Annotated in this window: 16 protein-coding genes; 14 read left to right on the plus strand and 2 right to left on the minus strand. The window is 60.5% G+C overall.

Annotated elements, in window-relative coordinates; genetic code table 11:
• The first annotated feature begins 36 nt into the window (after positions 1-36).
• On the plus strand, positions 37-1,683 hold the full coding sequence (gene pgm, locus HU739_RS03945) for a phosphoglucomutase (alpha-D-glucose-1,6-bisphosphate-dependent) (RefSeq protein ID WP_186548378.1): 1,647 nt from the start codon (positions 37-39) through the stop codon (positions 1,681-1,683).
• 51 nt (positions 1,684-1,734) lie between these two features.
• Here pgm and HU739_RS03950 read toward each other — a convergent pair whose 3' ends face one another.
• A complete protein-coding gene (locus HU739_RS03950; RefSeq protein WP_186548376.1) occupies positions 1,735-2,430 on the minus strand; it encodes a pirin family protein in 696 nt (231 codons plus the stop codon).
• 258 nt (positions 2,431-2,688) lie between these two features.
• Here HU739_RS03950 and HU739_RS03955 point away from each other — a divergent pair, with 258 nt between their 5' ends.
• Positions 2,689-5,175 (plus strand): UvrD-helicase domain-containing protein, encoded by a 2,487-nt coding sequence (locus HU739_RS03955; protein ID WP_186548374.1) that lies wholly within the window; start codon positions 2,689-2,691, stop codon positions 5,173-5,175.
• A gap of 187 nt (positions 5,176-5,362) precedes the next feature.
• Here HU739_RS03955 and HU739_RS03960 read toward each other — a convergent pair whose 3' ends face one another.
• Positions 5,363-5,635: a DUF1652 domain-containing protein gene (locus tag HU739_RS03960; RefSeq protein ID WP_186548372.1), complete on the minus strand. Its 273-nt coding sequence runs from the start codon at positions 5,633-5,635 to the stop codon at positions 5,363-5,365.
• 262 nt (positions 5,636-5,897) lie between these two features.
• Here HU739_RS03960 and HU739_RS03965 point away from each other — a divergent pair, with 262 nt between their 5' ends.
• From HU739_RS03965 to HU739_RS04020, 12 genes are all read left to right on the plus strand, one after another.
• Positions 5,898-6,713, plus strand: coding sequence for a helix-turn-helix domain-containing protein (locus HU739_RS03965; protein WP_186548370.1), 816 nt, complete (start codon positions 5,898-5,900; stop codon positions 6,711-6,713).
• A gap of 52 nt (positions 6,714-6,765) precedes the next feature.
• Positions 6,766-8,172 (plus strand): NAD(P)/FAD-dependent oxidoreductase, encoded by a 1,407-nt coding sequence (locus HU739_RS03970; RefSeq protein WP_186548367.1) that lies wholly within the window; start codon positions 6,766-6,768, stop codon positions 8,170-8,172.
• Positions 8,173-8,204: 32 nt separating this feature from the next.
• A complete protein-coding gene (locus HU739_RS03975; RefSeq protein WP_186548365.1) occupies positions 8,205-8,549 on the plus strand; it encodes a cupin domain-containing protein in 345 nt (114 codons plus the stop codon).
• A 54-nt stretch (positions 8,550-8,603) separates the two neighbouring features.
• Positions 8,604-9,689, plus strand: coding sequence for a polyamine ABC transporter substrate-binding protein (locus HU739_RS03980; protein ID WP_186548363.1), 1,086 nt, complete (start codon positions 8,604-8,606; stop codon positions 9,687-9,689).
• A 528-nt stretch (positions 9,690-10,217) separates the two neighbouring features.
• Positions 10,218-11,663: a serralysin family metalloprotease gene (locus tag HU739_RS03985; RefSeq protein ID WP_186548361.1), complete on the plus strand. Its 1,446-nt coding sequence runs from the start codon at positions 10,218-10,220 to the stop codon at positions 11,661-11,663.
• A gap of 92 nt (positions 11,664-11,755) precedes the next feature.
• Entirely contained in the window at positions 11,756-12,184 is a 429-nt protein-coding gene (locus HU739_RS03990) for an AprI/Inh family metalloprotease inhibitor (RefSeq protein WP_186548422.1), read from the plus strand.
• A 200-nt stretch (positions 12,185-12,384) separates the two neighbouring features.
• Entirely contained in the window at positions 12,385-14,160 is a 1,776-nt protein-coding gene (locus HU739_RS03995) for a type I secretion system permease/ATPase (protein WP_186548359.1), read from the plus strand.
• Entirely contained in the window at positions 14,157-15,506 is a 1,350-nt protein-coding gene (locus HU739_RS04000; RefSeq protein WP_186548357.1) for an HlyD family type I secretion periplasmic adaptor subunit, read from the plus strand. Before HU739_RS03995 ends, HU739_RS04000 begins: the two co-directional genes overlap by 4 nt.
• Before the next feature lie 2 nt (positions 15,507-15,508).
• Entirely contained in the window at positions 15,509-16,879 is a 1,371-nt protein-coding gene (locus HU739_RS04005) for a TolC family outer membrane protein (RefSeq protein ID WP_186548355.1), read from the plus strand.
• Between the two features lie 66 nt (positions 16,880-16,945).
• Entirely contained in the window at positions 16,946-19,885 is a 2,940-nt protein-coding gene (gene eprS, locus HU739_RS04010) for an autotransporter serine peptidase EprS (RefSeq protein WP_186548353.1), read from the plus strand.
• A gap of 225 nt (positions 19,886-20,110) precedes the next feature.
• Positions 20,111-23,188 (plus strand): autotransporter serine protease, encoded by a 3,078-nt coding sequence (locus HU739_RS04015; RefSeq protein ID WP_186548351.1) that lies wholly within the window; start codon positions 20,111-20,113, stop codon positions 23,186-23,188.
• A 57-nt stretch (positions 23,189-23,245) separates the two neighbouring features.
• Complete coding sequence (locus HU739_RS04020) at positions 23,246-24,934, plus strand: polyurethane esterase (protein WP_186548349.1); 1,689 nt, start codon at positions 23,246-23,248, stop codon at positions 24,932-24,934.
• Positions 24,935-25,120: the final 186 nt, after the last annotated feature.

A 25,120-nucleotide genomic window follows, 5' to 3' on the forward strand; every position in this document is an offset into this window, starting at 1 on the left:
TGTATTTCCTGAACCACTCGATTTCAGAGGTTTTGCATGACACTCAGTCCTTTTGCGGGCAAACCGGCACCGGCAGATTTGTTGGTCGACATCCCGCGACTGGTTACGGCCTATTACACCGGCCAGCCTGATGCATCGGTTTCCACCCAGCGTGTGGCGTTCGGTACATCCGGCCACCGGGGCAGCTCCTTCGACTTGAGTTTCAATGAATGGCACGTGCTGGCCATCAGCCAGGCGATTTGCCTGTACCGCGAAGCCCAGGGCATCACCGGTCCGCTGTTCGTCGGTATCGACACGCACGCACTGTCGACCCCGGCCGGGGCGAGCGCGCTGGAAGTGCTTGCCGCCAACGGTGTCACAGTGATGATTGCCGAAGGCGATGAGTACACGCCAACGCCGGCTATCTCCCACGCCATTCTTTGCTATAACCGTGGCCGTACCTCGGGTCTGGCTGACGGTATCGTCATTACACCGTCGCACAACCCGCCACAAAGCGGTGGCTATAAATACAACCCGACCAATGGCGGTCCGGCTGATACGCACATCACCAAGTGGATCGAAGCCAAGGCCAACGAATTGCTCGCCAACAAACTGGCGGGTGTAAAGCGCATCAGTTACGAGCAGGCACTCAGGGCCAACACCACCCATCGTCACGATTACCTGAACACCTACGTTGCCGACCTGATCAACGTCATCGATTTCGACGCCATCCGTGACGCCAAACTGCGTCTGGGCGTCGATCCGCTGGGCGGAGCAGGGGTGCGCTACTGGTCCGCCATTGCCGAGCACTATCGTCTTGATCTTGATGTGGTGAACAAAGAAGTCGATTCGACGTTTCGTTTCATGACCGTCGACTGGGACGGGCAGATCCGCATGGACCCGTCGTCCAGCCATGCCATGCAAGGTCTGATCGGCCTCAAAGAGCGTTTCGACGTCGCGTTCGCTTGCGACCCTGACCACGATCGCCATGGCATCGTTACGCCATCCGGTGGCTTGCTCGCGCCGAACAATTACCTGGCCGTGTCCATTGATTATCTGTTCCAGAACCGTGAGCAATGGCGCGCCGATGCGGCGGTGGGTAAAACCGTGGTCAGCAGTGGCCTGATCGATCGCGTTGCCAAGCGTCTGGGGCGTCGCCTGTACGAGGTGCCGGTCGGCTTCAAGTGGTTCGCTGACGGTCTGTTTGACGGTTCGCTCGGTTTTGGTGGGGAAGAGAGCGCCGGCGCATCGTTCCTGCGCAAGGACGGCGGTGTCTGGAGTACCGACAAGGACGGTCTGATTCCGGCCTTGCTCGCCGCCGAAATGACCGCGCGTACCGGTCGCGATCCAAGCCAGGCTTACCGCGCGCTGACCGATGAACTGGGCGAGCCGTTCTCGGTTCGCGTCGACGCCAAGGCCAACCCACAGCAGAAAGCCCTGCTGAGCAAGCTGTCGCCCGAGCAGGTGACCTCGACCGAGCTGGCCGGTGAGCCGATCCAGCGCATTCTCAGTCACGCGCCGGGCAACGATCAGGCCATCGGAGGCCTGAAGGTGATGACTGAAAACGGCTGGTTCGCGGCGCGTCCATCGGGTACCGAGGACATCTACAAGATCTACGCCGAAAGCTTCGTCGGTGAGGACCACCTCAAGCAATTGGTGGCAGAAGCGCAAACACTGGTGGATGGCGCCATTTCCGGCCAGTGACAGCACAAAAAAAAGGGGCGATCTCAAGGTCGCCCCTTTTTTGCCTGCGTTTTACGCCAGATCCACCAGCACGATTTCGCTGTCCTCGATGGCCGTGACTGTCAGCACCTGCTCATGGGTCACCGCCACGCCATCGCGCGCCTGAGCGCGTAAACCGTTGACGTCGATCACGCCGGTCGCCGGAACCAGGTAGGCGCGACGACCTTCATCGAGCCGATACTCTGCGGTTTCGCCAGCCTTGACGTTGGCCGCGACCAAACGAGCATTGGCGCGAATGCGCAGGCTTTGATCGTCGCCAGCCTTGCCGCTGGCGAGTGTCACGAAGCCTTCACGCTGCCCCTTGGGGAAAGGTTTCGCGCCCCATGACGGCGGTGCGCCGGTTTCGGTAGGAAGAATCCAGATCTGGAAGATTTTCGTGTGCTTGTCTTCCAGGTTGTATTCGCTGTGAGCGATGCCGGTGCCAGCGCTCATCACTTGCACGTCGCCCGCTTCGGTTCGGCCTTTGTTGCCCAGGTTGTCCTGATGGGTAATCGCACCTTCGCGGACATAGGTGATGATTTCCATGTCGCGGTGCGGATGCTGAGGGAAGCCAGTGCCGGGGGCAATGATGTCGTCGTTCCACACCCGCAGGTTGCCCCAACTCATGCGGTTCGGGTCGTAGTACTCAGCGAAAGAAAAGTGGTGGTGGGCATCCAGCCAGCCGTGATGGGCACCGCCCAGGGAGTTGAAAGGTCTGAGTTCCAGCATCTTCGTCGCCTCGAAAAGTTCGCCATGGGCTGTGTCCCATGGTTGATGGAGGCGATCATCTATCAGTTAATCATCGATAAAAAGCGTAAAAACTGCGGCATGATGATCCGGTTTTTTGATCAGTTGGGCGCTGGTAATGGTCTTATCTCACCTTCACTTCGTCACCTAAACCAATGACCCGTAAGCATTTCGCTAGAACTTGCCGGCGAATACAGACACCATAGCCGCCAACAGCCTCAGACACTGGAGCCCGTCAGCGTGGCGCAACACACCCCCGAACTGCCCCCCGAACTGCCCCCCGAACTTCGTCCACTGGCCGAGATGCCTTGGTTCAAGCGTCTGGCCGCACGCTTCTTCGGCCACGGACTGACCCGTCTGCGCGCCCAGCACCGTGCGTCCTGGCTGCACGGCCAGGCGGATGGGTTTCGCAGCGGTCACACGGCGGGCGTCGAGTACGGTTTCAAGGAGGGTAAGCTCGAGGGGCTGGAAGAGGGGCGTCAGGTCCTGTTGATCCGCGACAGCCGCAGCACCGAACATCGGCCGCCCAGTGTTGATAACCATTTGTTCGACGACTGGCGCCTGCCGCTGACGGCTGAACTGAAAAAACGCATGAAAGCGGATGTCGGCCGTTTGCTGCCCGGACACGCTCAGCCCAGCGCCGCGCAATGGAAGATGATTTTCAGCGACACGCCGTCGACTTCCGTGGTGGCCGGCGCGGGTGCCGGTAAGTCGACCACGCTGGTGTTGCGCATTCTGCTGCTGAGTCATTACCTGGGTTTTGAGCTGGATTCGATGACCGTGGTCACCTTCACCCGCGAGTCGCGCAAGGACTTCATCGATAAACTGATTGAAGTGTTTGCGCTTTGGGGATTGACGTTGAGCCTCAGGCAGGCGCGGGAGCTGGTGCGCACGTTCCATTCGCGGATTTTGCCCATGGTGCGCAGCTTGCCGGGATTCGAGCGTTTGCAGGCTTTCGAAAATCTCAGCCAGCGTTCGCTCGCAGGTGAGGAAGAGGCGGACAGCAATCCGTTCGACCTGCGTATCAACGATGCTCAGCGCCAGCAACTCAATGCCTGTTACCACCGTTTATTCACCGAGGACGAGCGGTTTCGTCAGTTGATTCAGCCGCTGTCGCGTGCCGGTTTGCAGCTCAAGGAGCTGGAGCGTGACCATCCTGATGTGCAGAAGCGCATGGCCGTCACCGAACTGGCGTCCAGGCGCGATGAGGAACTGTGCGACGCGATCGAGGACCTCTGGTTTCGCGCGGGCGCCTGGCCGATCAAAGGCATCGAGCCGAATAGGCAGACGTTCGACATCAATGGCTCGACCTTCCACTGCCATGGTTACATCCCCAGTCTGGACGCTTGGGTGGTGCTGGGTTTCGATCCCCGGGAAAACCCGCAGGTCTGCCGACCCAACGCCAAGCTTAGCCTGCGTGCAGAGTGGGCGGTCAAGCGCACCCTGTTTCAAGCTTTCTGCCGTAAGCCTTTGATTTGGTTAGATAGCTACGAGTCTTCTCGCCGGGTTCTGGCGACCCTGGCCGGTGATGCCAGTGCGGGTCCCGGCTTCGATTACAAGGTCAAGGGAGAACTGGCCTCGGCGCCATTGCTCGACTGTTTCGTCGCGGCCGCAGGCTTTATCGAGAATCTGGGCCTGGACGTGCCGGATGCCGTCGGGCGCATGAGCTTCGCCAAGGATGATCCGGACCGATTTTTCTTTGAGGCACTGAGTCTGTTCTGGCGGGCGTTCGAAGACCACCTGCTGGACCAGAAACCTCCTGTGATGACTTACAACCGCATGTTTGCGCTGTTCAGCGAGCATTCGTCGGAGAATCTCAAGCTGCTCAGCGACGAACTGCTCAGGCCTTTGTCGCACCTGATGATCGACGAATTTCAAGACGTTTCACCACAAATCGTCTCCTGGATCCGCGCCAGCCTCAGCGAAATCCGCAGCCGCGGCCCGGCCATGCACGTCGGCCGCGGTGCGCAACGCTCGTCGCTGCTGTGCGTGGGGGACGACTGGCAATCCATTTATGGCTGGCGCGGCAGTTCGCCGAGTTACTTCATGGAATTCAACAAAGAGTTCCCGTCGCCGAGCACCACCCGAGTGATGCTCAGCGACAATTACCGCAGCCACCAGTACATCATCGACGCTGCCGAACACATCGTCCGTGCAGCACCGGCGATCGCGGGCAAGAAAGCCAAGGCCAGCGGTGAGCCGAAGACGCCGCACCCGGTCAATGTGTTGGAGCGCGATGATCAGGCCATGGGCCAGCGCCTCGCCGAGCATTACCGGCAGGGTCATTCAATCTTGATGCTTTATCGAAAAAGCAGCGATAAGTTATTGATACAAGAACATATTCAGCCTGTAATTAATGTCGATTCGAGCTTGCCGTACGAAGCCCGACGGCTCAAACAACTCACTTATCACAGCGCAAAAGGCCTACAGGCCGATGCCGTGTTTCTGCTTGGCGATTGCCAGCACCTGACCAGCTCACCTTACAAAAATCAGGTTTACCGCATGGCCGGCCTGGGCAAGAACGGCGAAAGCGAACCCTACGACAGCGCGCAAAAGGACGAAATCCTGCGCCTGGCCTATGTCGGCATCACTCGGGCGGTGAGCCATTGCTACTGGTACGTCGATCCTCAGGAAGCACCCGCGGCCAACATGCCGCGTGCGTCTGATCGGGTGGCGAGGGGCAAGCCGTTTTTTGCCGACCAGCGACCTGAAAAGAAAATCGGCTGAACGACAAAGCCCCGGCTTTTGGGCTCGGGGCTTTTTGCATTGGAGCTTGGGCGGCGTTGGAGCGCGGGTATCGGGATTGGGTGTGTTCAGTCATGGATGAGGCGGCTGTCAAACCGCTATCGCGAGCACTTACTCTCACAAACAAAAAGCCCGCATCGCTGCGGGCTTTTCAAATTAAATCAATAGCTTACGCGTAGCTCTTGAATAATTCCGGAGGAGTAAAAGCCTCCAGCTCAGCCTCGATGGCCTCAATGATCAGCTCGACATCCGCCGCATTCATTACCGTGGCACAAGGAATGCCCGCGATTGCAATCAAGGTTTCGCCGCTCTTTCGATCGAACAAACGAGCCACCAGGCTGCCAGGCGCATCCATCGTGGCCTCAAACCCCATGGGATGAAAATGCCAGCGCATCAGCTGGCAGGCATTGGGAAACGTGACTTTGCTAAACCCTTTGTTCATGTGTTGCCCGCCTTCTTCATCGAGCGCTTCCGTTTGCTCATGTTAGGAGGGAAGAGCCTTCATTGGCTCAACCGGTGACAGGTATTAAAAGTAGCATCCGTATGTGAAAAAGCTGTGAGTTTTTTCAGTCCGTTTGGCGATTGCACTGATTTTTTTGATGTAGGTCACGTCACCTTCATTAATCGCCAAAATGCCACTACGGTTTTTTCATTGAAGCCGGCGGCGATCTTGGGCAAGCTCGGTTCTTTTCGCCGAGCCTCCTATGCATGCCGACGACGACGGCCCAGAACAGACCCAGGCCACGGCCGCCACGGTCATGCGCTACCATTTGAGCTGGAAGCACCGGGACCTGGACAGCGTCATGGCGCTCTACCATCCGGCCATCCAGTACAACGATTTCTTTCAGAATCGCGTGTTGGGCCTTGATGAGTTGCGCGAGTACGTGCGTGTCAGCATGCCGCGAGAATCCGACGAACTGCTGGAGCACTGCGACCGCATTCGTGTGGATGGCAACACTGCGTTCATTCAATACGAAGTCACCCTGCGCGGTGGTGAAGGGTTGGTGTCGTTCCGTTCCAGCGAGGCGATTACGGTCAGGGACGGGCTGATCTGGCGGGTCAATGAATATGCATCGTTGCTGCGCGCCCAGGCCAGCGGCACGGCGCCGGCGAGCCAGCGTCCGGCGGTGAGTCGTCTGGGCCTGTCGCCACGGCAGTTAAGCTTCATGGCGCAAGACCTGCAGCAATACTTTGAGCAACAACAACCCTACCTCGACCCCGAGCTTGACCTGCAACGGGTGGCGAAGGAGTGCGGGTATAGCCGTAATCAGATCTCGTATCTGCTCAATCAAGTGCTGGGCCAAAGCTTCTATCGCTACGTCAATCAGGCGCGCTTGCAGCATTTATTGCGCTCGCTGGACAGCGCCACATTGCCGGTGCGCATCGATGAGCTGGCGTTCGCCGCTGGCTTCAACTCGCTGTCGGCGTTTTACAGTTGTTTCCGCCAACACACCGGGCAGTCGCCAAAGGCTTACGCCAAACAAATTTCTTTGCGGACACGCGCGCAAGACATCGGCTAACGCCCGCCGCTAGGATCGACGTCATCGAAAGTTCTCAGTGGCGGAGTCTTGCATGCCGGCGTGGCGCACTATCAGTTTGTGGATGGACCAACTCGATGAGCCGCTGATCGCGCGTCCGGCGCTTGAGCAGGATCTGGACGTCGACGTGGCGATCATCGGTGCCGGTTACACCGGGCTGTGGACCGCCTATTACCTCAAGCAACACGCTCCCGGGCTGGATATCGCCATCATCGAAGCGCAAACCGCCGGTTTCGGCGCGTCCGGGCGCAATGGCGGCTGGCTGATGGGCAATCTGCTCGGCGAAGATCGCTTGCTGGCCGGGTTGTCGTCAGAGCAGCGTCGAGCGTCGTTCGATCTGCTGCACAGCATTCCCGATGAGGTGGAAATCGTCGTCGAAAAAGAAGGGATCGATTGCGATTATCGCAAGGGCGGGGTGCTTTATTGCGCGGCGCGCTATCCAGAGCAGGAGACAGCTCTGCGCGACTATCTGAGCAAGCTGTACGGCCAAGGCCTGACCGAGGACGATTATCGTTGGCTCAGCCCGGAGCAACTGGTGCAACAGATTCGCGTGGCGAAACCCTATGGCGGCATTTTTGCGCCGCACGTTGCGACGATTCAGCCGGCAAAACTGGTGCGGGGGCTGGCACGCACCGTGCAGGCCATGGGCGTGAAAATATACGAAAACAGCCCGGTCACCCATTGGCAATCGGGCCATTTGCGCACCGCCAAGGCAAGCGTGCGCAGCCGCTGGATCGTGCCAGCCGTCGAAGGCTATTCGGTGACGCTGCCGCCATTGGGTCGTTACCAGTTGCCGGTGCAAAGCCTGATTGTCGCCACAGAGCCCTTATCTGCCGCGACCTGGGACGAAATCGGCCTGAGTCGCGGCCAGGCCTTCAGCGAGTTCAGCCGCCAGGTTACCTACGGTCAGCGCAGCGCCGACAATCGTTTGGTGTTCGGGGCGCGCGGCGGCTATCAGTTCGCCGGCCGCTTGCGCCACAACTTTGATTTGGCTCGCGATGAAGTCGACCTGCGCCGCTACCTGTTCGGTGAGCTGTTCCCGCAACTGAAAAACGTGCGGATTACTCACGCCTGGGGCGGCAACCTCGGCATGTCCCGACATTTCCGACCGCACATGCTCTGCGATCGCGCCGCAGGTATTGCGCTGTCCGGCGGTTACGGCGGCGAGGGCGTTGGCGCCAGCAATCTGGGCGGGCGCACCCTGGCCGATCTGATCCTTGAGCGCGAGACCGAACTGACGCAACAACCGTGGGTGCTGCCGGACGGCGGTATTCAAGCCTTGCGCGCGTGGGAGCCGGAGCCGTGCCGCTGGCTTGGCTACAACGCAATCATCAAAAGCTTCGTGCACGAGGACCGGACCCTGGCCAATCCGGCGACGCCACCCTGGCGGCGCAAACTGGCCAGCCGCGTCGCCGGGTTCATGGAAGGTTTCATGCACTGAACGTCGTCCCCCTCAAAAAACAGGTCATGCCCATGAGCATCACGCAATTCAAGCACACCGCGACATTGTCGCTCGATCAATCCGCCCCGGTGGCCGTGCCGCTGGGCGAGCCGGTCGCTATCGCTTCGAGCATCAGCGTGGAGCGCGACGACGGCGTCGAAACCGGCGTCTGGGAGTGCACGCCAGGGCGCTGGCGTCGGCAGATCACCGCGCAGGAGTTCTGCCATTTCATTGCCGGGCGCTGCACGTTTACCCCGGACGGCGGTGGCGAAACCCTGCACATACAAGGCGGCGACGCACTGATGTTGCCAGCCAACACGCTCGGCACCTGGGATATCCAGGAAACCGTGCGCAAGAGCTACGTGCTGATTTTCTGATTGCTTGATCTTTGATTGCCTGCCAACAAAAAAAGCCCATACAGGAATCGCCCCATGATCCAGAAAACCCTCGCATTGGTGCCGCTGTTGCTGGCCGCTTCCGTCAGTCATGCGGCCGAGACGGTCAAGGTCTACAACTGGTCCGACTACATCGCGCCAGACACGACAAAAAACTTCACCAAGGAAACCGCGATCGGCGTCACCTATGACGTTTACGACAGCAACGAAACCCTCGACGGCAAGCTGATGACCGGCAAATCCGGTTACGACGTGGTGTTTCCCTCCAACCACTTCATGGCGCGACAGATTGAGGGCGGGGCACTGAAGACACTCGACAAAAGCCAACTGCCCAACTGGAAAAATCTTAATCCGGTGCTGCTCAAAGCGTTGCAAACCAACGACCCGAACAACGAACACGGCTTTCCGTACCTGTGGGGCAGCACCGGCATCGGTTACAACATTGCCAAGGTCAAAGCGGTACTGGGCGAAGATGCGCCGGTGGATTCGTGGGACTTGATCTTCAAGCCCGAATACATGGAAAAGCTCCAGAAGTGCGGTGTGGCGATTCTCGATAACGGCCCGGAGTTGCTTCCGGCGGCGCTCAACTACCTTGGCCTGCCACATCACAGCAAGAATCCCGAGGACTACAAAAAAGCCGAAGCGCTGCTGATGAAAGTGCGGCCCTATGTCAGTTATTTTCATTCCTCGAAATACACCAGTGACCTGGCCAACGGCGATATCTGCGTCGCGGTCGGCTTCTCCGGCGACATCCTGCAAGCGGAGAATCGCGCCAAAGAGGCGAAGAACGGTGTCGACATCGGTTATGCGATTCCCAGAGAAGGCGCGGCGATCTGGTTCGACATGGTCGCCATGCCCGCCGACGCGCCGGACGAGAAGGCCGGTTACGCTTTCATGAATTACCTGCTGCGTCCCGACGTCATGGCCGCCATCAGCAACCACGTGCACTACGCCAACGGCAACGAACAGGCCGACAGCCTGATCGACCCGGCGATCAGAAACGACACCAAGGTTTATCCGAGTCCGGAGATGATGGGCAAGCTGTTTGCACTGGAAGCGATGCCGTTGAACATTGACCGGATTCGTACGCGGGTGTGGAACAAGATTCGTACGGGTAGCTGAGTTTTTTCGGGCAAAAGCAAAACCTTCGGGAGCTAGCCCCCCTGCCACAGCTTCGGTGTGTGCCGCATTATCGCTGACCACTGGAAAACCAATGTGGGAGGGGGCTTGCTCCCGAAAGCGGTGGGCCAGCGAACACAGTTATCGACTGACAGGCCGCCTTCGCGAGCAAGCCCGCTCCCACAGGGGGAGCGGAAGACCTGATATTAGTTGATGCCAGAGTGCTGGCACTGCCATGCCAAAATGAGACTTTGCTAACAAAACCAAACTCACCGATATTTAATATTTAAATAGAAAATCGTCAGACAATTTCCAATCTTCCCGCAACTAAAAACAATATTCCCTCCCCGCGCGCTTTGTTTACGGCAGTTTCCTGATACAGCCAAATTGGATCGCAAAAAAATCCTTTACGACAGATTTCAAATTGTGTCAGGTTCGTTACGCCTTCATTGGGCGAGTGATAGGACGATCTCGCCAAAGATCGTCCTGTCGGACAAAAACTGTTCCATTGCTAAACAAGGAAGTGTGTTTATGTCGAAAGTTAAAACCAACGCTGTTGATTCCGCCGAACAGGCTTTCCAGCTGGCCGCCTTCAGCTCGGCGTACAACCAGATCAATAGCTTCAGCCATCAGTACGATCGTGGCGGCAACCTCACGGTCAACGGCAAACCTTCGTACTCCGTCGACCAGGCAGCTACGCAATTGCTGCGCGACGGCGCTGCCTACCAGGACAAGGACGGCAGCGGCAAGATCGAACTGACCTACACGTTCCTGACGTCGGCATCGTCCAGCACGATGAACAAACACGGGATCAGCGGGTTCAGCCAGTTCAGCGCGCAGCAACAAGCCCAGGCCAAGCTCGCCATGCAATCCTGGGCGGATGTGGCCAACGTGACCTTCACCGAGAAAGCCTCGGGTGGTGACGGCCACATGACCTTCGGTAACTACAGCGGTGGCCAGGACGGTGCCGCAGCGTTCGCCTATCTGCCAGGCACGGGCGCCGGTTATGACGGCACCTCGTGGTACCTGATCAACAGCGGCTACACGCAAAACAAGAACCCGGACCTGAACAACTACGGCCGTCAGACCCTGACTCACGAGATCGGCCACAGCCTGGGCCTGGCCCATCCCGGGGACTACAACGCCGGCAATGGCAACCCGACCTACAACGATGCGTCCTACGGGCAAGACACCCGCGGCTACAGCATCATGAGTTACTGGAGCGAGAGCAACACCAACCAGAACTTCAGCAAGGGCGGCGTCGAAGCCTACGCGTCCGGTCCGTTGATGGATGACATTGCTGCGATCCAGAAACTCTACGGTGCCAACACCACCACCCGTACCGGTGACTCCACCTACGGTTTCAACTCCAACACCGGTCGCGATTTCCTTAGCGCCTCGTCGTCGAGCGACAAAGTGGTGTTCTCGGTGTGGGATGCCGGCGGCAAGGACACCCTGGATTTTTCCGGTTTTACCCAAAACCAGAAAATCAACCTCAATGACGCCTCGTTCTCCGACGTTGGCGGCATGGTGGGTAACGTGTCCATCGCCAAGGGCGCGATCATCGAGAATGCCATCGGCGGTTCCGGCAGCGATTTGCTGATCGGTAACAGCATTGCCAACGAGCTCAAGGGCGGTGCCGGCAACGACATCCTCTTTGGCGCCGGCGGTGCCGACAAGCTGTGGGGCGGGGCGGGTTCGGACACGTTTGTGTTTGCGGCGAGTTCCGATTCCAAACCGGGTGCGATCGATCAGATCCTCGATTTCGTCAGCGGTCTGGACAAAATCGACCTGACCGGCATCACCAACGGTGCCGGCCTGCACTTCGTCAGCAGCTTCACCGGTGCGGCCGGCGATGCGGTGTTGACTTCGTCGGGCGGCAACAGCCTCTTGTCGGTGGACTTCACCGGGCATGGCGTGGCTGACTTCGCTGTCAGCACGGTTGGCCAGGCAGCGTACAGCGACATCGTGGCGTGATGTGAACGGGAAAGCGGCGCTTGATGCGTCGCTTTCTTTGCTTGCATCGGTACGCGCTGTACGCAACGCTACAGGCTGGAGCGAATTTTCTTATGGTCAATAAAGCTTTTACCTACAGGGCAGCGGCGTGGCTTTGTGCGGCGTTCCTTGTGATTTCAGGAGAAACAGGTATGGCCAGCAGCCTCAGGCTCGAAGAACCTTCAGTGTTTGCCGGAAAGTGGCTGGCAACGCTGTCCACCACACGTGATGACCCCAAGGCGCAAAAGCTGCAAGACAAGCCCTCGAATACCTGTGAGGTTGAACTGCTTGCCAACCAGACTTTGGGTCAAGGAACCAATTGTCTGGGCGCATGGCTGGAGCAGGCGCCGATTGGCTGGTTTGCTGACCCCGACGGCTTATCCATGACCGGCAACGAAGGCTCAAGAATCCAGTTCTTCAGCCGACAACGTGATGGGTATTATCTGGCGACTTTGCAGTCCGGCCTTGTCGTGACGCTGGAGCGTGTAGCACCCGACAAATGATCGAGGTTGCCAATCAAGTTGGATATAAGGATTCACCCACTGGTTATAAAAAGATTTTTGAGGACAACTGCACTGCATTGAGCAGCGCTAGTTGTTATGAAAGTGTAAGCGGCCCCTCGCGAAACAGTGTTGACGCATGGCTCGCTTGATTAATTGAAGTCCCGTCAGCGCATGGCGAGCAATAATTCCAGGAAGAACCAATGAAGATGGCGAAGGCCCCAGCCACCGCTCCGTTAATCAAGGCACTGGGTGACTATAAGAGCATCCTGATCAGCGTCGGTTGTTTCACCGCGCTGATTAACGTGCTGATGCTGGTGCCCTCCATTTATATGCTTCAGGTCTACGACCGAGTGCTGTCATCGCAGAACGAAACCACCCTGGCGATGCTGTCGCTGATGGTTGTCGGTTTCTTCGCCTTCATCGGTCTGCTGGAAGTGATCCGCAGTTTTATCGTCATCCGCATTGGCAGTCAGCTGGAGCGCCGCTTCAACCTGCGCGTCTATCAGGCTGCGTTCGAACGCAATCTGTTCAAAGGCGAAGGCAACGCCGGGCAATCGCTGGGCGACTTGACTCACATTCGCCAGTTCGTCACCGGGCCGGCGCTGTTTGCCTTCTTCGATGCGCCGTGGTTTCCGGTCTATCTGTTTGTGATTTACCTGTTCAACGTCTGGCTGGGTGTACTTGCTACGGCGGGGGCGCTGCTGTTGATCGCACTCGCGTGCCTGAATGAATTCATGACGAAAAAACCGCTGGGCGACGCCGCCGGTTTTTCCCAGAAGTCCAGCCAGTTGGCCACCAGCCACTTGCACAACGCCGAAACCATTCAAGCCATGGGCATGCTCGGCTCGTTGCGCAAACGCTGGTTCCAGGTGCATTCGCGCTTCCTCGGTTTGCAGAACCAGGCCAGCGACACCGGCGCGGTGATCAGCTCGCTGAGCAAGACCCTGCGTCTGTGCCTGCAATCGCTGGTGCTGGGACTCGGTGCATTGTTGGTGATCAAGGGCGATATGACCGCCGGGATGATGATCGCCGGTTCCATTCTGATGGGGCGCGTGTTGAGCCCGATCGATCAATTGATCGCCGTGTGGAAACAGTGGAGCGGGGCGAAACTGGCGTACCGCCGTCTCGATGCGCTGTTGCAGGCATTCCCGCCGAGCGACGAGGCCATGGCGCTGCCGCCGCCGAAAGGCCAGATCACGTTCGAACAGGTCAGCGCCGGGCCGCCGGGGCAACGGACAGCGACCCTGCACATGGTCAATTTCAATCTGGGCGCCGGTGAAGTGTTGGGCGTGCTGGGCGCTTCGGGCTCCGGCAAATCGACGCTGGCGCGGGTGCTGGTGGGTGTGTGGCCGACCCTCGGCGGCACGGTGCGTCTGGACGGCGCCGACATTCACCGTTGGAACCGCGATCAACTTGGCCCCTACATCGGTTATCTGCCTCAGGACATCGAGCTGTTCAGCGGCAGCATTGCCGAGAACATCGCCCGTTTCAGCGACGCCGACCCGCAAAAGGTTGTCGCCGCCGCGCAGCAGGCAGGCGTTCACGAGATGATTCTGCGCCTGCCACAAGGCTACGACACGCAACTGGGCGAGGACGGCAGCGGCTTGTCCGGCGGCCAGAAACAACGGGTGGCCCTGGCCCGCGCTCTGTACGGCAACCCGAGCCTGGTGGTGCTGGACGAACCCAACTCCAACCTCGACACCGTCGGTGAAGCGGCACTGGCCAGTGCCATTGCGCAACTCAAGGCGCAAGGCACCACCGTCGTACTGGTGACGCATCGCTCCTCGGTGCTGGCCCAGGCCGACAAGCTGCTGGTCCTCAATGACGGCCGTTTGCAGGCGTTCGGTCCGAGCCAGGACGTGCTCAAAGCACTCTCCGGTCAGCAGGAACAACCCCGTGAAAAAGCTGCACCAGCGCCGGGCGGGCTCAGCATGAGTCGGCAGTATCAGCCCACGACAAGGAATTCGGGTGTATGAGCAGCGCCAGCATGAACACTGAAAACGAAGCGAACATGGAACACGCCTACCTCACCGAACGCCCGGAACGCGATGCGAAATTCTTCGCGCGCCTGGGCTGGATCCTGGCCATCGTCGGTGCCGGCAGCTTCTTCACCTGGGCCGCGCTGGCACCGCTCGATCAAGGCATTCCCGTGCAGGGCACCGTCGTGGTGTCGGGCAAGCGCAAAGCCGTGCAATCGATGAGCAGCGGCGTGGTCAGCCGGATTCTGGTGCGCGAAGGCGAGATCGTGAAACAGGGCCAGCCGCTGTTTCGTCTCGACCAGACCCAGGTCGCTGCCGACGTGCAATCGCTGCAAGCGCAATACCGCATGGCCTGGGCCAGCCTCGCGCGCTGGCAGGCGGAGCGCGACAACCTCAAGCAAGTGACCTTTCCCGCCGAGTTGAGCAACGACCCGGACCCGCGCCTGGCGCTGGTGCTTGAAGGCCAGCGCCAACTGTTCAGCAGCCGTCGCGAAGCGTTCTCTCGTGAGCAAGCCGCGCTGCGCGCCAATATCGAAGGCGCCACCGCACAACTGGCGGGGATGCGCCGCGCCCGCAGTGACCTCAATGCCCAGGCCAGTTCCTTGCAGCAACAACTGAGCAACCTGCAACCGCTGGCCGACAACGGCTACATCCCGCGCAACCGCTTGATGGACTACCAGCGACAACTGTCGCAAGTGCAACAGCAACTGGCAGAGAACACCGGCGAAAGCGGGCGTGTGGAGCAGGGCATTCTCGAGTCGCGCCTGAAGTTGCAACAGCACAGCGAGGAATACCAGAAGGAAGTCCGCACGCAACTGGCCGACGCGCAACTGAAAAGCGTCACCCTGTCCGAGCAACTGACATCCGCCGGTTTCGACCTGCAACACAGCGAGATTCTCGCCACTGCCGATGGCATCGCGGTCAACCTCGGCGTCCACACCGAAGGCGCCGTGGTGCGTCAGGGCGAAACCCTGCTGGAAATCGTGCCGCAAGGCACCACCCTGGAAGTGGAAGGGCATCTGCCGATCAACCTGATCGACAAGGTCGGCACGCATTTGCCCGTGGACATTCTGTTTACCGCCTTCAACCAAAGCAAAACGCCGCGTGTACCCGGCGAAGTCAGCCTGATTTCCGCCGACCAGATGGTCGACGAGAAAACCGGCGTGCCGTACTACGTGTTGCGCAGCAGCGTCAGCGATCAGGCCATGGAAAAACTCAACGGCCTGGTGATCAAGCCCGGCATGCCTGCGGAAATGTTCGTGCGCACCGGCGAGCGTTCACTCCTCAACTACCTGTTCAAACCGCTGCTCGATCGAGCCGGTTCCGCGTTGACCGAGGAATAAGGATGTTCGGCTGTATGAATAAGCTCTCAATGCTGGGGGCAGCGATGATGCTGCTTGCAAGCCACTCGGCAGTCGCGGCGATGGGGCCGTTCGAGATCTACGAACAGGCGCTGCGCAATGACCCGGTGTTCCTTGGCGCGATCAAGGAGCGTGATGCCGGTCTTGAAAACCGCGCCATCGGCCGCGCCGGACTGTTGCCCAGAATTGGCTACACCTACAACAAGGGGCGCAACTCTTCGAAAGCCACGTCCCTTGATGAGCGCGCGCGCAACCGTACCGACGAGCGCAACTACAACAGTTATGGCTCGGCGCTGACGGTGCAGCAACCGCTGCTCGACTATGAGGCTTACGCTGCGTATCGCAAGGGCGTGGCGCAGTCGCTGTTTGCCGATGAAGCGTTTCGCGGCAAGAGTCAGGAGCTGCTGGTGCGGGTGCTCGATAACTACACCAAGGCGCTTTTTGCCCAGGACCAGATCGACATTGCCCAGGCCAAAAAGAAGGCCTACGAACAGCAGTTCCAGCAGAACGAACACATGTTCAAGCAAGGCGAGGGCACACGTACCGATATTCTCGAAGCCGAGTCACGTTATGAACTGGCGACTGCCGAGGAAATCGAGGCGCGCAACGAACAGGACGCGGCCCTGCGCGAGCTGGGGGCGCTGGTCGGCGTGCCGGCCGTGGACATCGGCGATCTGGCACCGCTCGGTCCGCAATTCCAGACCTTCACCTTGCAGCCAGCCAACTTCGAAACCTGGCACGAGCTGGCGATCAGCAACAACCCGAACCTGGCTTCGCAGCGCCAAGCGGTTGAAGTGGCTCGCTATGAGGTCGAGCGTAACCGCGCCGGGCACCTGCCGAAAATCAACGCCTACGCCTCGATGCGCGATAACGAGTCGGAGAGCGGCAACACATACAACCAGCGCTATGAAACCAACACCATCGGCCTGGAAGTCAGCGTGCCGCTGTACGCCGGTGGCGGGGTGTCGGCCTCAACCCGTCAGGCCAGCCGCACCATGGAGCAGGCGGAATACGAACTCGACGGCAAGACCCGCGAAACCCTGATCGAATTGCGCCGCCAGTTCAGCGCCTGCCTGTCCGGGGTCAGCAAATTGCGCGCCTATCAAAAGGCGTTGAAGTCGGCTGAAGCGCTGGTGGTCTCGACGAAGCAGAGCATTCTGGGCGGTGAGCGGACCAATCTCGACGCGTTGAACGCTGAGCAGCAGCTGTTCACCACTCGCCGGGATCTGGCCCAGGCGCGCTACGACTATTTAATGGCCTGGACCAAATTGCATTACTACGCCGGGACCTTGAACGAGCAGGACCTGGCGCGGGTGGATGAGGCTTTTATGGTCGCTCAGCAGCCCTCTCCCTAAGCCTCTCCCGAGGAACACGCAACACCGCAAAAAGACCCGATAAAACAAAAAAAGCGAGTGATGAACATGGACGTACGCATCAAGCCGATCCCGGTCGGCACCCTGTTGCTTGTGATTTGTGCTACCTCGGCTCAGGCGCAGTATCTTGAGTCCGGCCAGCCCGGCGCCCCGGCCAGTTGGCGCAGCGCCGAATTCCTCCGGGACTGGGGCCTGGGCCGGATGCAGGCCGAGCAAGCGTATGCCGCCGGCATCACCGGCAAAGGCGTGAAAATCGGCGCTCTCGATTCAGGCTTCGATGCGGCCCACCCCGAGTTCGCTACGGATCGCTATCACCCGGTACTCGCCAGCGGCCGTTACGTCGACGGTACGCTGTTCAACGTTAACGGCACCCTAAACCCCAACAACGATTCCCACGGCACCCACGTGGTCGGCACCATGGGCGCTTCCCGTGATGGCAGCGGCATGCACGGTGTTGCCTACAACGCGCAGATTTTCGTTGGCAACACCAACAAGAACGACAGTTTTCTGTTCGGTCCCAATCCCGATCCGCGCTATTTCAAAGCGGTGTACGACGCCCTGGCCGACGCTGGCGTACGAGCGATCAACAACAGCTGGGGCAGTCAGCCGCCGGACGTCAGCTACCGCACGTTGGCGGACTTGCACGCCGCCTATGCCCAGCACTGGAACAAGGGCACTTGGCTCGACGCGGCGGCCGACGTTTCGCGCCGGGGCGTGATCAACGTCTTCAGCGCCGGCAACAGCGGCTACCCAAATGCCAGCGTGCGTTCGGCACTGCCGTATTTTCAGCCGGATCTGGAAGGGCACTGGCTGGCCGTGTCGGGCCTGGACCAAAGCAATCAGCAGAAGTACAACCAGTGCGGCATCGCCAAGTACTGGTGCATCAGCACACCGGGCGCGAAGATCGACAGCACTATTCCCGGCGGCGGTTATGCGATCAAGTCCGGCACCTCGATGTCCGCGCCGCATGCGACCGGCGCGTTGGCGCTGGTGATGGAACGCTATCCGTACATGAGCAATCAGCAGGCGCTGGAGGTGCTGTTGACCACCGCCACACAGCTTGACGGTTCGCTGACAGAGGCGCCGACCGAGCGAGTCGGTTGGGGCGTGGCCAACTTGAACCGGGCGATGCGCGGCCCGGGGCAACTGCTTGGCGCCTTCGACGCCAATCTGGCCGCCGGCCAGCGCGATGTCTGGAGCAACGACATCTCCGACACCGCGCTGCTCCAGCGTCAGCGCGAAGACGCCGCTGAACACAGCGCCTGGCAGCAAACCCTGCAAGACAAGGGCTGGCAGAACGGCGTTCCAGTCGGCGCCAGTCAGCAGGAGCAGACCGATTACGCGGTCGGCACGGCCCGCGATGCCGCAGCGGCGAATCGCGTGTATCAGGGCAGCCTGATCAAGTCCGGTGGCGGCCAACTGGTGCTTGCCGGCAACAATACCTATCGCGGCCCGACCACCGTCAATGGCGGCCTGCTGACGGTCAATGGTTCGCTGGCCTCAGCCGTTACCGTGAACGCCAACGGCACGCTTGGCGGGTCCGGGCGCATCGCAACGTTGCTGGCCAATAACGGCGCTCGCGTGGCGCCGGGCAATTCCATCGGCACCCTGAACGTGGCGGGCGATGTCACCTTCGCGCCTGGCTCGACCTACGCCGTGGAACTGTCGCCCACCGCCAGCGACCGCCTTGTGGCCGGCGGCAGTGCCAGCGTCAGCGGGGCCACGGTCAGCCTGGCGCTGGAGAACAGCCCGACACTGCTCAGCACCCGCGAGGTGCAAAGTCTGCTCGGCACGCAGTACCACATTTTGCAGGCGGCCGATGGCATTCAGGGCCGCTTCGTTGCGGTGCTGCCGGACTACCTGTTTATCGGCGGCCGTCTCGACTACGCCGCCACCGCTATTCAACTGAATATCGAGCGCAATTCGAACAGTTTCGCCAGTGTCGGTCTGACGCCGAATCAGCGCTCGGTTGCGGCCGCCGCCGAGGGCTTGGGCGCTGGCAATCCAGTCTATGAAAGCCTGCTGCGTTCGCCGACAGTGGCCACTGCGCAACAGGCTTTCCAGCAATTGAGCGGCGAAATCTATCCGGCCCTCGGATCGATGCTGATCAATGACAGTCGTCAGGTGCGCGACGCCGTTGGCGAGCGTCTGCAGCAGCCTGCGGCGGCGCAGAACAATGGCTGGATCAAAGCCCTTGGCGCTTGGGGGCGCACCGATTCGGGTAACGACACGGCGGGCTACAACACCTCGATTGGCGGCTTGCTGGCCGGCGTCGACGGCGCGCTCGACGAGCAGACCCGCGTCGGTCTGGTCACCGGTTACAGCGACAGTTCGCTAAGCATGGGTTCGGGCACGCATTCCTCGGCGAAGGTCGACAGCTACCACCTCGGAGCCTACGCCGGTCATGCCATCGGCGCCTGGCGCTTGAGCACTGGCGCGGCGTACAGCTGGCATCGCGGCGATGTGAAACGTGAACTGCAATACGGCGATGTCAGTGCCAGGCAGAAAGCCAAAGTCGATGCGGCAACCACCCAGGTCTTCGGTGAAGCGGCGTATCGACTCAACGTGCTGGAGCCGTTCGCCAACCTCACCTATGTGCATCTGGACACCGAAGGCTTTCGGGAGAAGGGCGATGGCGCAGCGCTGAAAAGTTCTGGCGATCAGCGTGACGCGGTGCTCAGCACCCTCGGCGTGCGAGCGCTCAAGACGATCAACCTGACGAACCGGCAGTCGCTGGATGTCAGCGGCCACGTCGGCTGGCAGCACAGCCTGACGGATATCGAATCGCAGCAGCACCTGCGCTTTGCCAGCGGCGGCGCGCCGTATGCAGTCGAAAGCTCGGCCCTGGTGCGCGATGCCGCACTGGTCGGCGTGCAGGCCAGTCTGGCGTTGAGCAAAGACGTGCGGGTCAACCTCGACTACAACGGCCAGTTGGCGAGCCGCGAGAAGCTGCACGGCGTTGGTTTGAGCTTGAACTGGCAGTTCTGACCGCTTGTGGCGAGGGGATTTATCCCCGTTGGGCTGCGAAGCGGCCCCCAGCAATCTTTCCTGCCAACCGTACACACAGGTTTTGCGACTGCTGCGCAGTCGAGCGGGGATGAATCCCCTCGCCACAGGTGCGGTGTGTCATTGGCTACAGCGGACAAAGGTGCCTCTCGCCACAGCTATTGAAGCAATCGGATTTTTCGCAACAACACTAAGGAAGGTCGCTGGATGAAAAACAACAATACCCCCGCGCAAACGGGCGGCTGCTTTGCCCTGAAAACCCTGACGCTGGCGATGCTGTGTGCCAGCGCCATGGCGCAAGCCGCACCGTATGTCGAAAATGGCCGCACGGGTGATCCGTCGAGTTGGCGCAGCAGCGAGTTTCAGGCCGACTGGGGCCTGGGAGCGATTGGCGCCGATCATGCCTACGCCGCCGGCTACACCGGCAAGGGTGTGAAACTGGGGATCTTCGATCAGCCGGTATACGCCGCGCACCCGGAATTCTCCGGCGCGAATAAAGTCGTCACTCTGGTCACAAGCGGCATCCGCGAATACACCGACCCGTACATCCCGGTGAAGGCCGGCGATGCGTTCCTTTATGACGGTTCGCCCTCGGTCGGCTCCAACGGCAAGCTTGGGGCACACGGCACTCACGTCGGCGGTATCGCCGCGGGCAGTCGTGACGGTGGGGTGATGCACGGCGTCGCGTTCGGTGCGCAGATCATCAGTGCCGATAACGGCGACCCAGGCCCGGAGGACGGCATCGTCCGTGGCAACGACGGCGCGGTGTACAAGGCCGGTTGGGACGCGCTGATCGCCAGCGGTGCGCGGATCATCAACAACAGTTGGGGGATCGGCATCACTGATCGCTTCGACCTCGGCGGCCGTGATCCGGCGTACCCACACTTTACCGTCAACGATGCGCAGGTGCAGTTCAACGAGATTCGCACGCTGCTCGGCACCAAACCCGGTGGCGCCTATGACGGCGCGATAGCTGCTGCGCGCAGCGGCATCGTGACCATCTTCGCCGCCGGCAACGACTACAACCTCAACAACCCGGATGCCATCGCCGGCCTCGGTTACTTCGTGCCGGACATCGCGCCGAACTGGATCACCGTGGCGGCCCTGCAAAAGAATCCGGATCTGGCCAGCGCCAATCCGTACATCATGAGTACGTTCTCCTCGCGTTGCGGCTATACGGCGAGTTTCTGCGTCTCGGCACCGGGCACTAAAATCTACAGCGCGATCATCGAAGGCACCAACGCCGACAACCTGACCACCAGCTACGCCAACTACAACGGCACCTCCATGGCCGCGCCGCATGTGGCCGGTTCCATGGCAGTGCTGATGGAGCGTTTCCCGTACATGACCGGCGATCAGGTCGCCACGGTCTTGCGAACCACCGCCACCGACCTCGGCGCACCGGGCATCGACGCCTTGTACGGCTGGGGCATGATCAACCTGCGCAAGGGCATCGACGGCCCGTCGATGTTCGTCACCGAGCAGGACATTCCCGAGGAGTTCAGGATTCAGGGCGCCTACGGCTCCGGGCAGTTTGTCGCCGATCTGCCGGGTATCGGCGCGATAATCGATCAAGGCAAACCGACTGAACGCGTGTGCACCGACATTACCTGCGGCCTCGACACCTGGCGCAACGACATTGCCGGCCACGGCGGCCTGACCAAGCAAGGCATCGGCACGCTGGTGCTGACCGGCAACAACAGCTACAGCGGCCCGACCCTGATCAATCAGGGCCGCCTGGCCGTCAACGGTTCGCTGCAATCGGCGGTCACGGTCAATGACGGCGGCATCCTCGGTGGCAACGGTCGCATCGGCGCGCTGGCAGTGAACCGCGGCGGTACGGTGGCGCCGGGTAACTCGATCGGCACTCTGAACGTGGCTGGCGACGTCACCTTCGCGCCGGGTTCGACCTACGCCGTAGAGTTGTCGCCAACCAGCAGCGACCAGATCAATGCAACCGGCAAAGCGGTGATCGAGGGCGCCACGGTGAGCATGGCGCTGGAAAACAGTCCGACCTTGCTCAGCACCGGCGAAGTGCAAAGCCTGCTCGGCACGCGCTACAACATCCTGCAAGCGGCCGGCGGCATTGAAGGGCGCTTCGGCCAGGTGTTGCCGGATTATGCATTCCTCGGTGGCACGCTGGACTATTCGGCTGACGGCATCCAGCTGGCGGTGGGGCGTAACGCCGCCTCGTTCGCCAGCGTCGGCCTGACGCCGAATCAGCGTGCGGTCGGTGCCGCTGCCGAGCGCCTGGGTGCGGGCAACGCGTTGTTCGAAAGCCTGTTGCTGTCGCCCAACGCGGCGTCGGCGCAACAAGCCTTTCAACAGTTGTCCGGCGAGATCCACCCGGCCATCGGCACGCTGCTGATCAACGACAGCCGCTACCTGCGCGAGGCCGTCGGTGAGCGCCTGCGTGAGCGCGATCTGTTCAATGCCGACGCGCCCACCGACGCGGGCAGCAATGCCTGGGTCAAGGTGCTGGGTTCCTGGGGAGAGAGCGACGGCGGGCATAAGAACGCCGACTCCAACAGCTCCATCGGCGGCCTGCTGGCCGGTGTCGATGGCTTGATTGCTGAAGATACGCGGCTGGGTTTCGTCACCGGTTACAGCGACAGCTCATTGAGCATGGGCAGCGGCACGCATTCCTCGGCGTCAGTCGACAGCTACCACTTGGGCGCGTATCTGGGCCATGAAATCGATGCCCTGCGCCTGACCGTCGGCGGCGCCTACAGCTGGCACCGCATCGACGTGAAGCGTGACCTGCAGATCGGCGATGTCGGCAGCAAACAGAAAACCAAGCGTGACGCGACCACGGCGCAGTTGTTCACCGAAGCCGCTTACGATCTGGGCCTGCAACCGATGAACCTCGAACCGTTCGCCAACCTGTCCTACGTGCACCTCAACACCGACAGCTTCACCGAAAAGGGTGATGCCGCGGCGCTGAAGGGCGGTGAAGACAATCGCGATGTGGTGCTCTCGACCCTGGGTGTTCGGGCCAAACGCAGCTTCGCCCTGTCGGATCAACATCAGCTGGAACTGGGCGCCAGTCTCGGCTGGCAGCACAACCTGAGCGACGTCGATGCCGACAGTCATTTGGCCTTCGCCAACGGCAACAGCGCATTCACTGTGCAAAGCGTGTCGATGGACCGCGATGCCGCGGTGGTTGGCGTGCGTGCCGGCCTGGCGTTGAACCGCGATGTGCGGGTCAACCTGGATTACAACGGGCTGATCGGTTCGAATGAGAAGGACCACGGCGTGGGTCTGACCCTCGACTGGCAGTTCTGACGCGTGACCGGCAGCTCTTGCCGAGCTGCCGGTTTTGAAGAAAAGGGAGCGCAGCACATGGGATTGTTCGATTACAAAAACGCCGATGGCAAAGGGGTGTACAGCGATGCCATCGCGCTGACGCTGTATGCCTACACGCCAACGGGCAAGCCTTTGCCCTCTACCGCATGGGCGCCGGTCACCGCGACGGCGCTGGGCTATCAGGGCAAGGTCGGGCCGCAGGGCACGTTCTTTGGTGAGCAGGAAGGCTTTACCAGCGCCGAGGCAGAAGTGCTCGGCAAATACGACGCCGCTGGCAAATTGATCGGCCTCGGCATTGCCTTCCGCGGCACCGGCGGGCTGGGTTACAGCGACACTTTCGGCGACCTGAAAAACAATCTGCTGGCAGCGGTGGGGCCGTCGGATTACGCGAGCAATTACGCGAAAAACGCGTTCGACAACCTGCTCAAGGCTGTCGCCGCCTTCGCGGTTGCCAACGGCATTGCCGCCAGGGACGTGCTGATCAGTGGCCACAGCCTCGGCGGGCTCGGGGTCAACAGCGTCGCCGAGTTGAGCGCGGACAACTGGGGCGGTTTCTTCAGGGACGCCCATTACATCGCGTTCGCCTCGCCGACCCAGAGCAGCACGGGCAGCAATGTGTTGAACATCGGTTTCGAGAACGATCCGGTGTTTCGCGTACTCGACGGCACTACGTTCAGCACCGCGTCGCTGGGCAAGCACGACAAGCCGCACGACTCGACCACCGACAACCTCGTCAACTTCACCGACAACTATGCTTCCACCGCGCAGAACCTGGTGCCATTCAGCATCGCCAATCCGCTGAACTGGTCAGCGCACAGTTCGCTGGGCTATGCGGACGGTTTGAACAGGGTGATCGATTCGAAGTTCTACGACCTCACCAGCAAGGACTCGACGATCATCGTCTCCAATCTGGAAGAGGCATCCCGAGGCAAAACCTGGGTCGAGGATCTCGGTCGCAGCGGCGAGCCGCACACCGGCAGCACCTTCATTATCGGCACCGACAGCAGTGACTGGCTCAAGGGCGGGGCGGGTAATGATTTCCTGGAGGGGCGTGCCGGCGATGACCGGTTCCGTGATGATGGCGGCTTCAACATCCTCCTCGGCGGCCAGGGCCACAACACTTTCGAGCTGCAAAAACCGCTGCAGAATTTCAGCTTCGCCAACGACGGTGACGGTACGCTGTACGTGCGCGACGCCTACGGTGGCATCAGCCTGACCCGCGACATCGGCGCACTGGTCAGCAAGGAATCGGGTTCATGGTGGGGCAGCAAAGAGATCACCTGGGGCATCACCGGCAAAGGTTTGAGCAACGGCAGCGAACTCACCCCCTACAGCCACTCACTCAATGGCGATGGCTACGGCAATGCCTTGCACGCGAGCGCCGACGGTGACTGGCTGTTCGGCCTCGGTGGCGATGACCAACTGATCAGCGACAAGGGCCAGGTGACGTTCGTTGGCGGCGCCGGCAACGACGTGATGACGGCAACGGGCGGCAACAACACCTTTCTGTTCAGCGGCGCGTTCGGTTTTGACGCGATCAACGGCTATCAGGGCAGCGACAAACTGGTGTTCATGGGCGTCGAAGGCGCGGGGCAGGGCTACGACTACAAACAGCACGCGGCGCAGTCCGGCGGCGATACCGTGCTGAAGATTGGCGATTATGCCGTGACCCTGATCGGGGTCGGAGTGGCTAATCTGTCGGACTCAAGTTTCATGTTCGCCTGATAACCCATGTAGGAGTGAGCCTGCTCGCGATAGCGGTGTCACAGCTGCGGATGTTTCAACTGACAGACCGCTATCGCGAGCAGGCTCACTCCTACAAGGGGTGATGTGCAAGAAGTTGTGAAATGCTCCGGGGCGTCCCCGTGGGGCGCTCTGGCTGTGAGCTATCTCTGACAATTCCAACAACAA

It is taken from the genome of Pseudomonas hamedanensis (assembly GCF_014268595.2).
Taxonomy (GTDB): domain Bacteria; phylum Pseudomonadota; class Gammaproteobacteria; order Pseudomonadales; family Pseudomonadaceae; genus Aquipseudomonas; species Aquipseudomonas hamedanensis.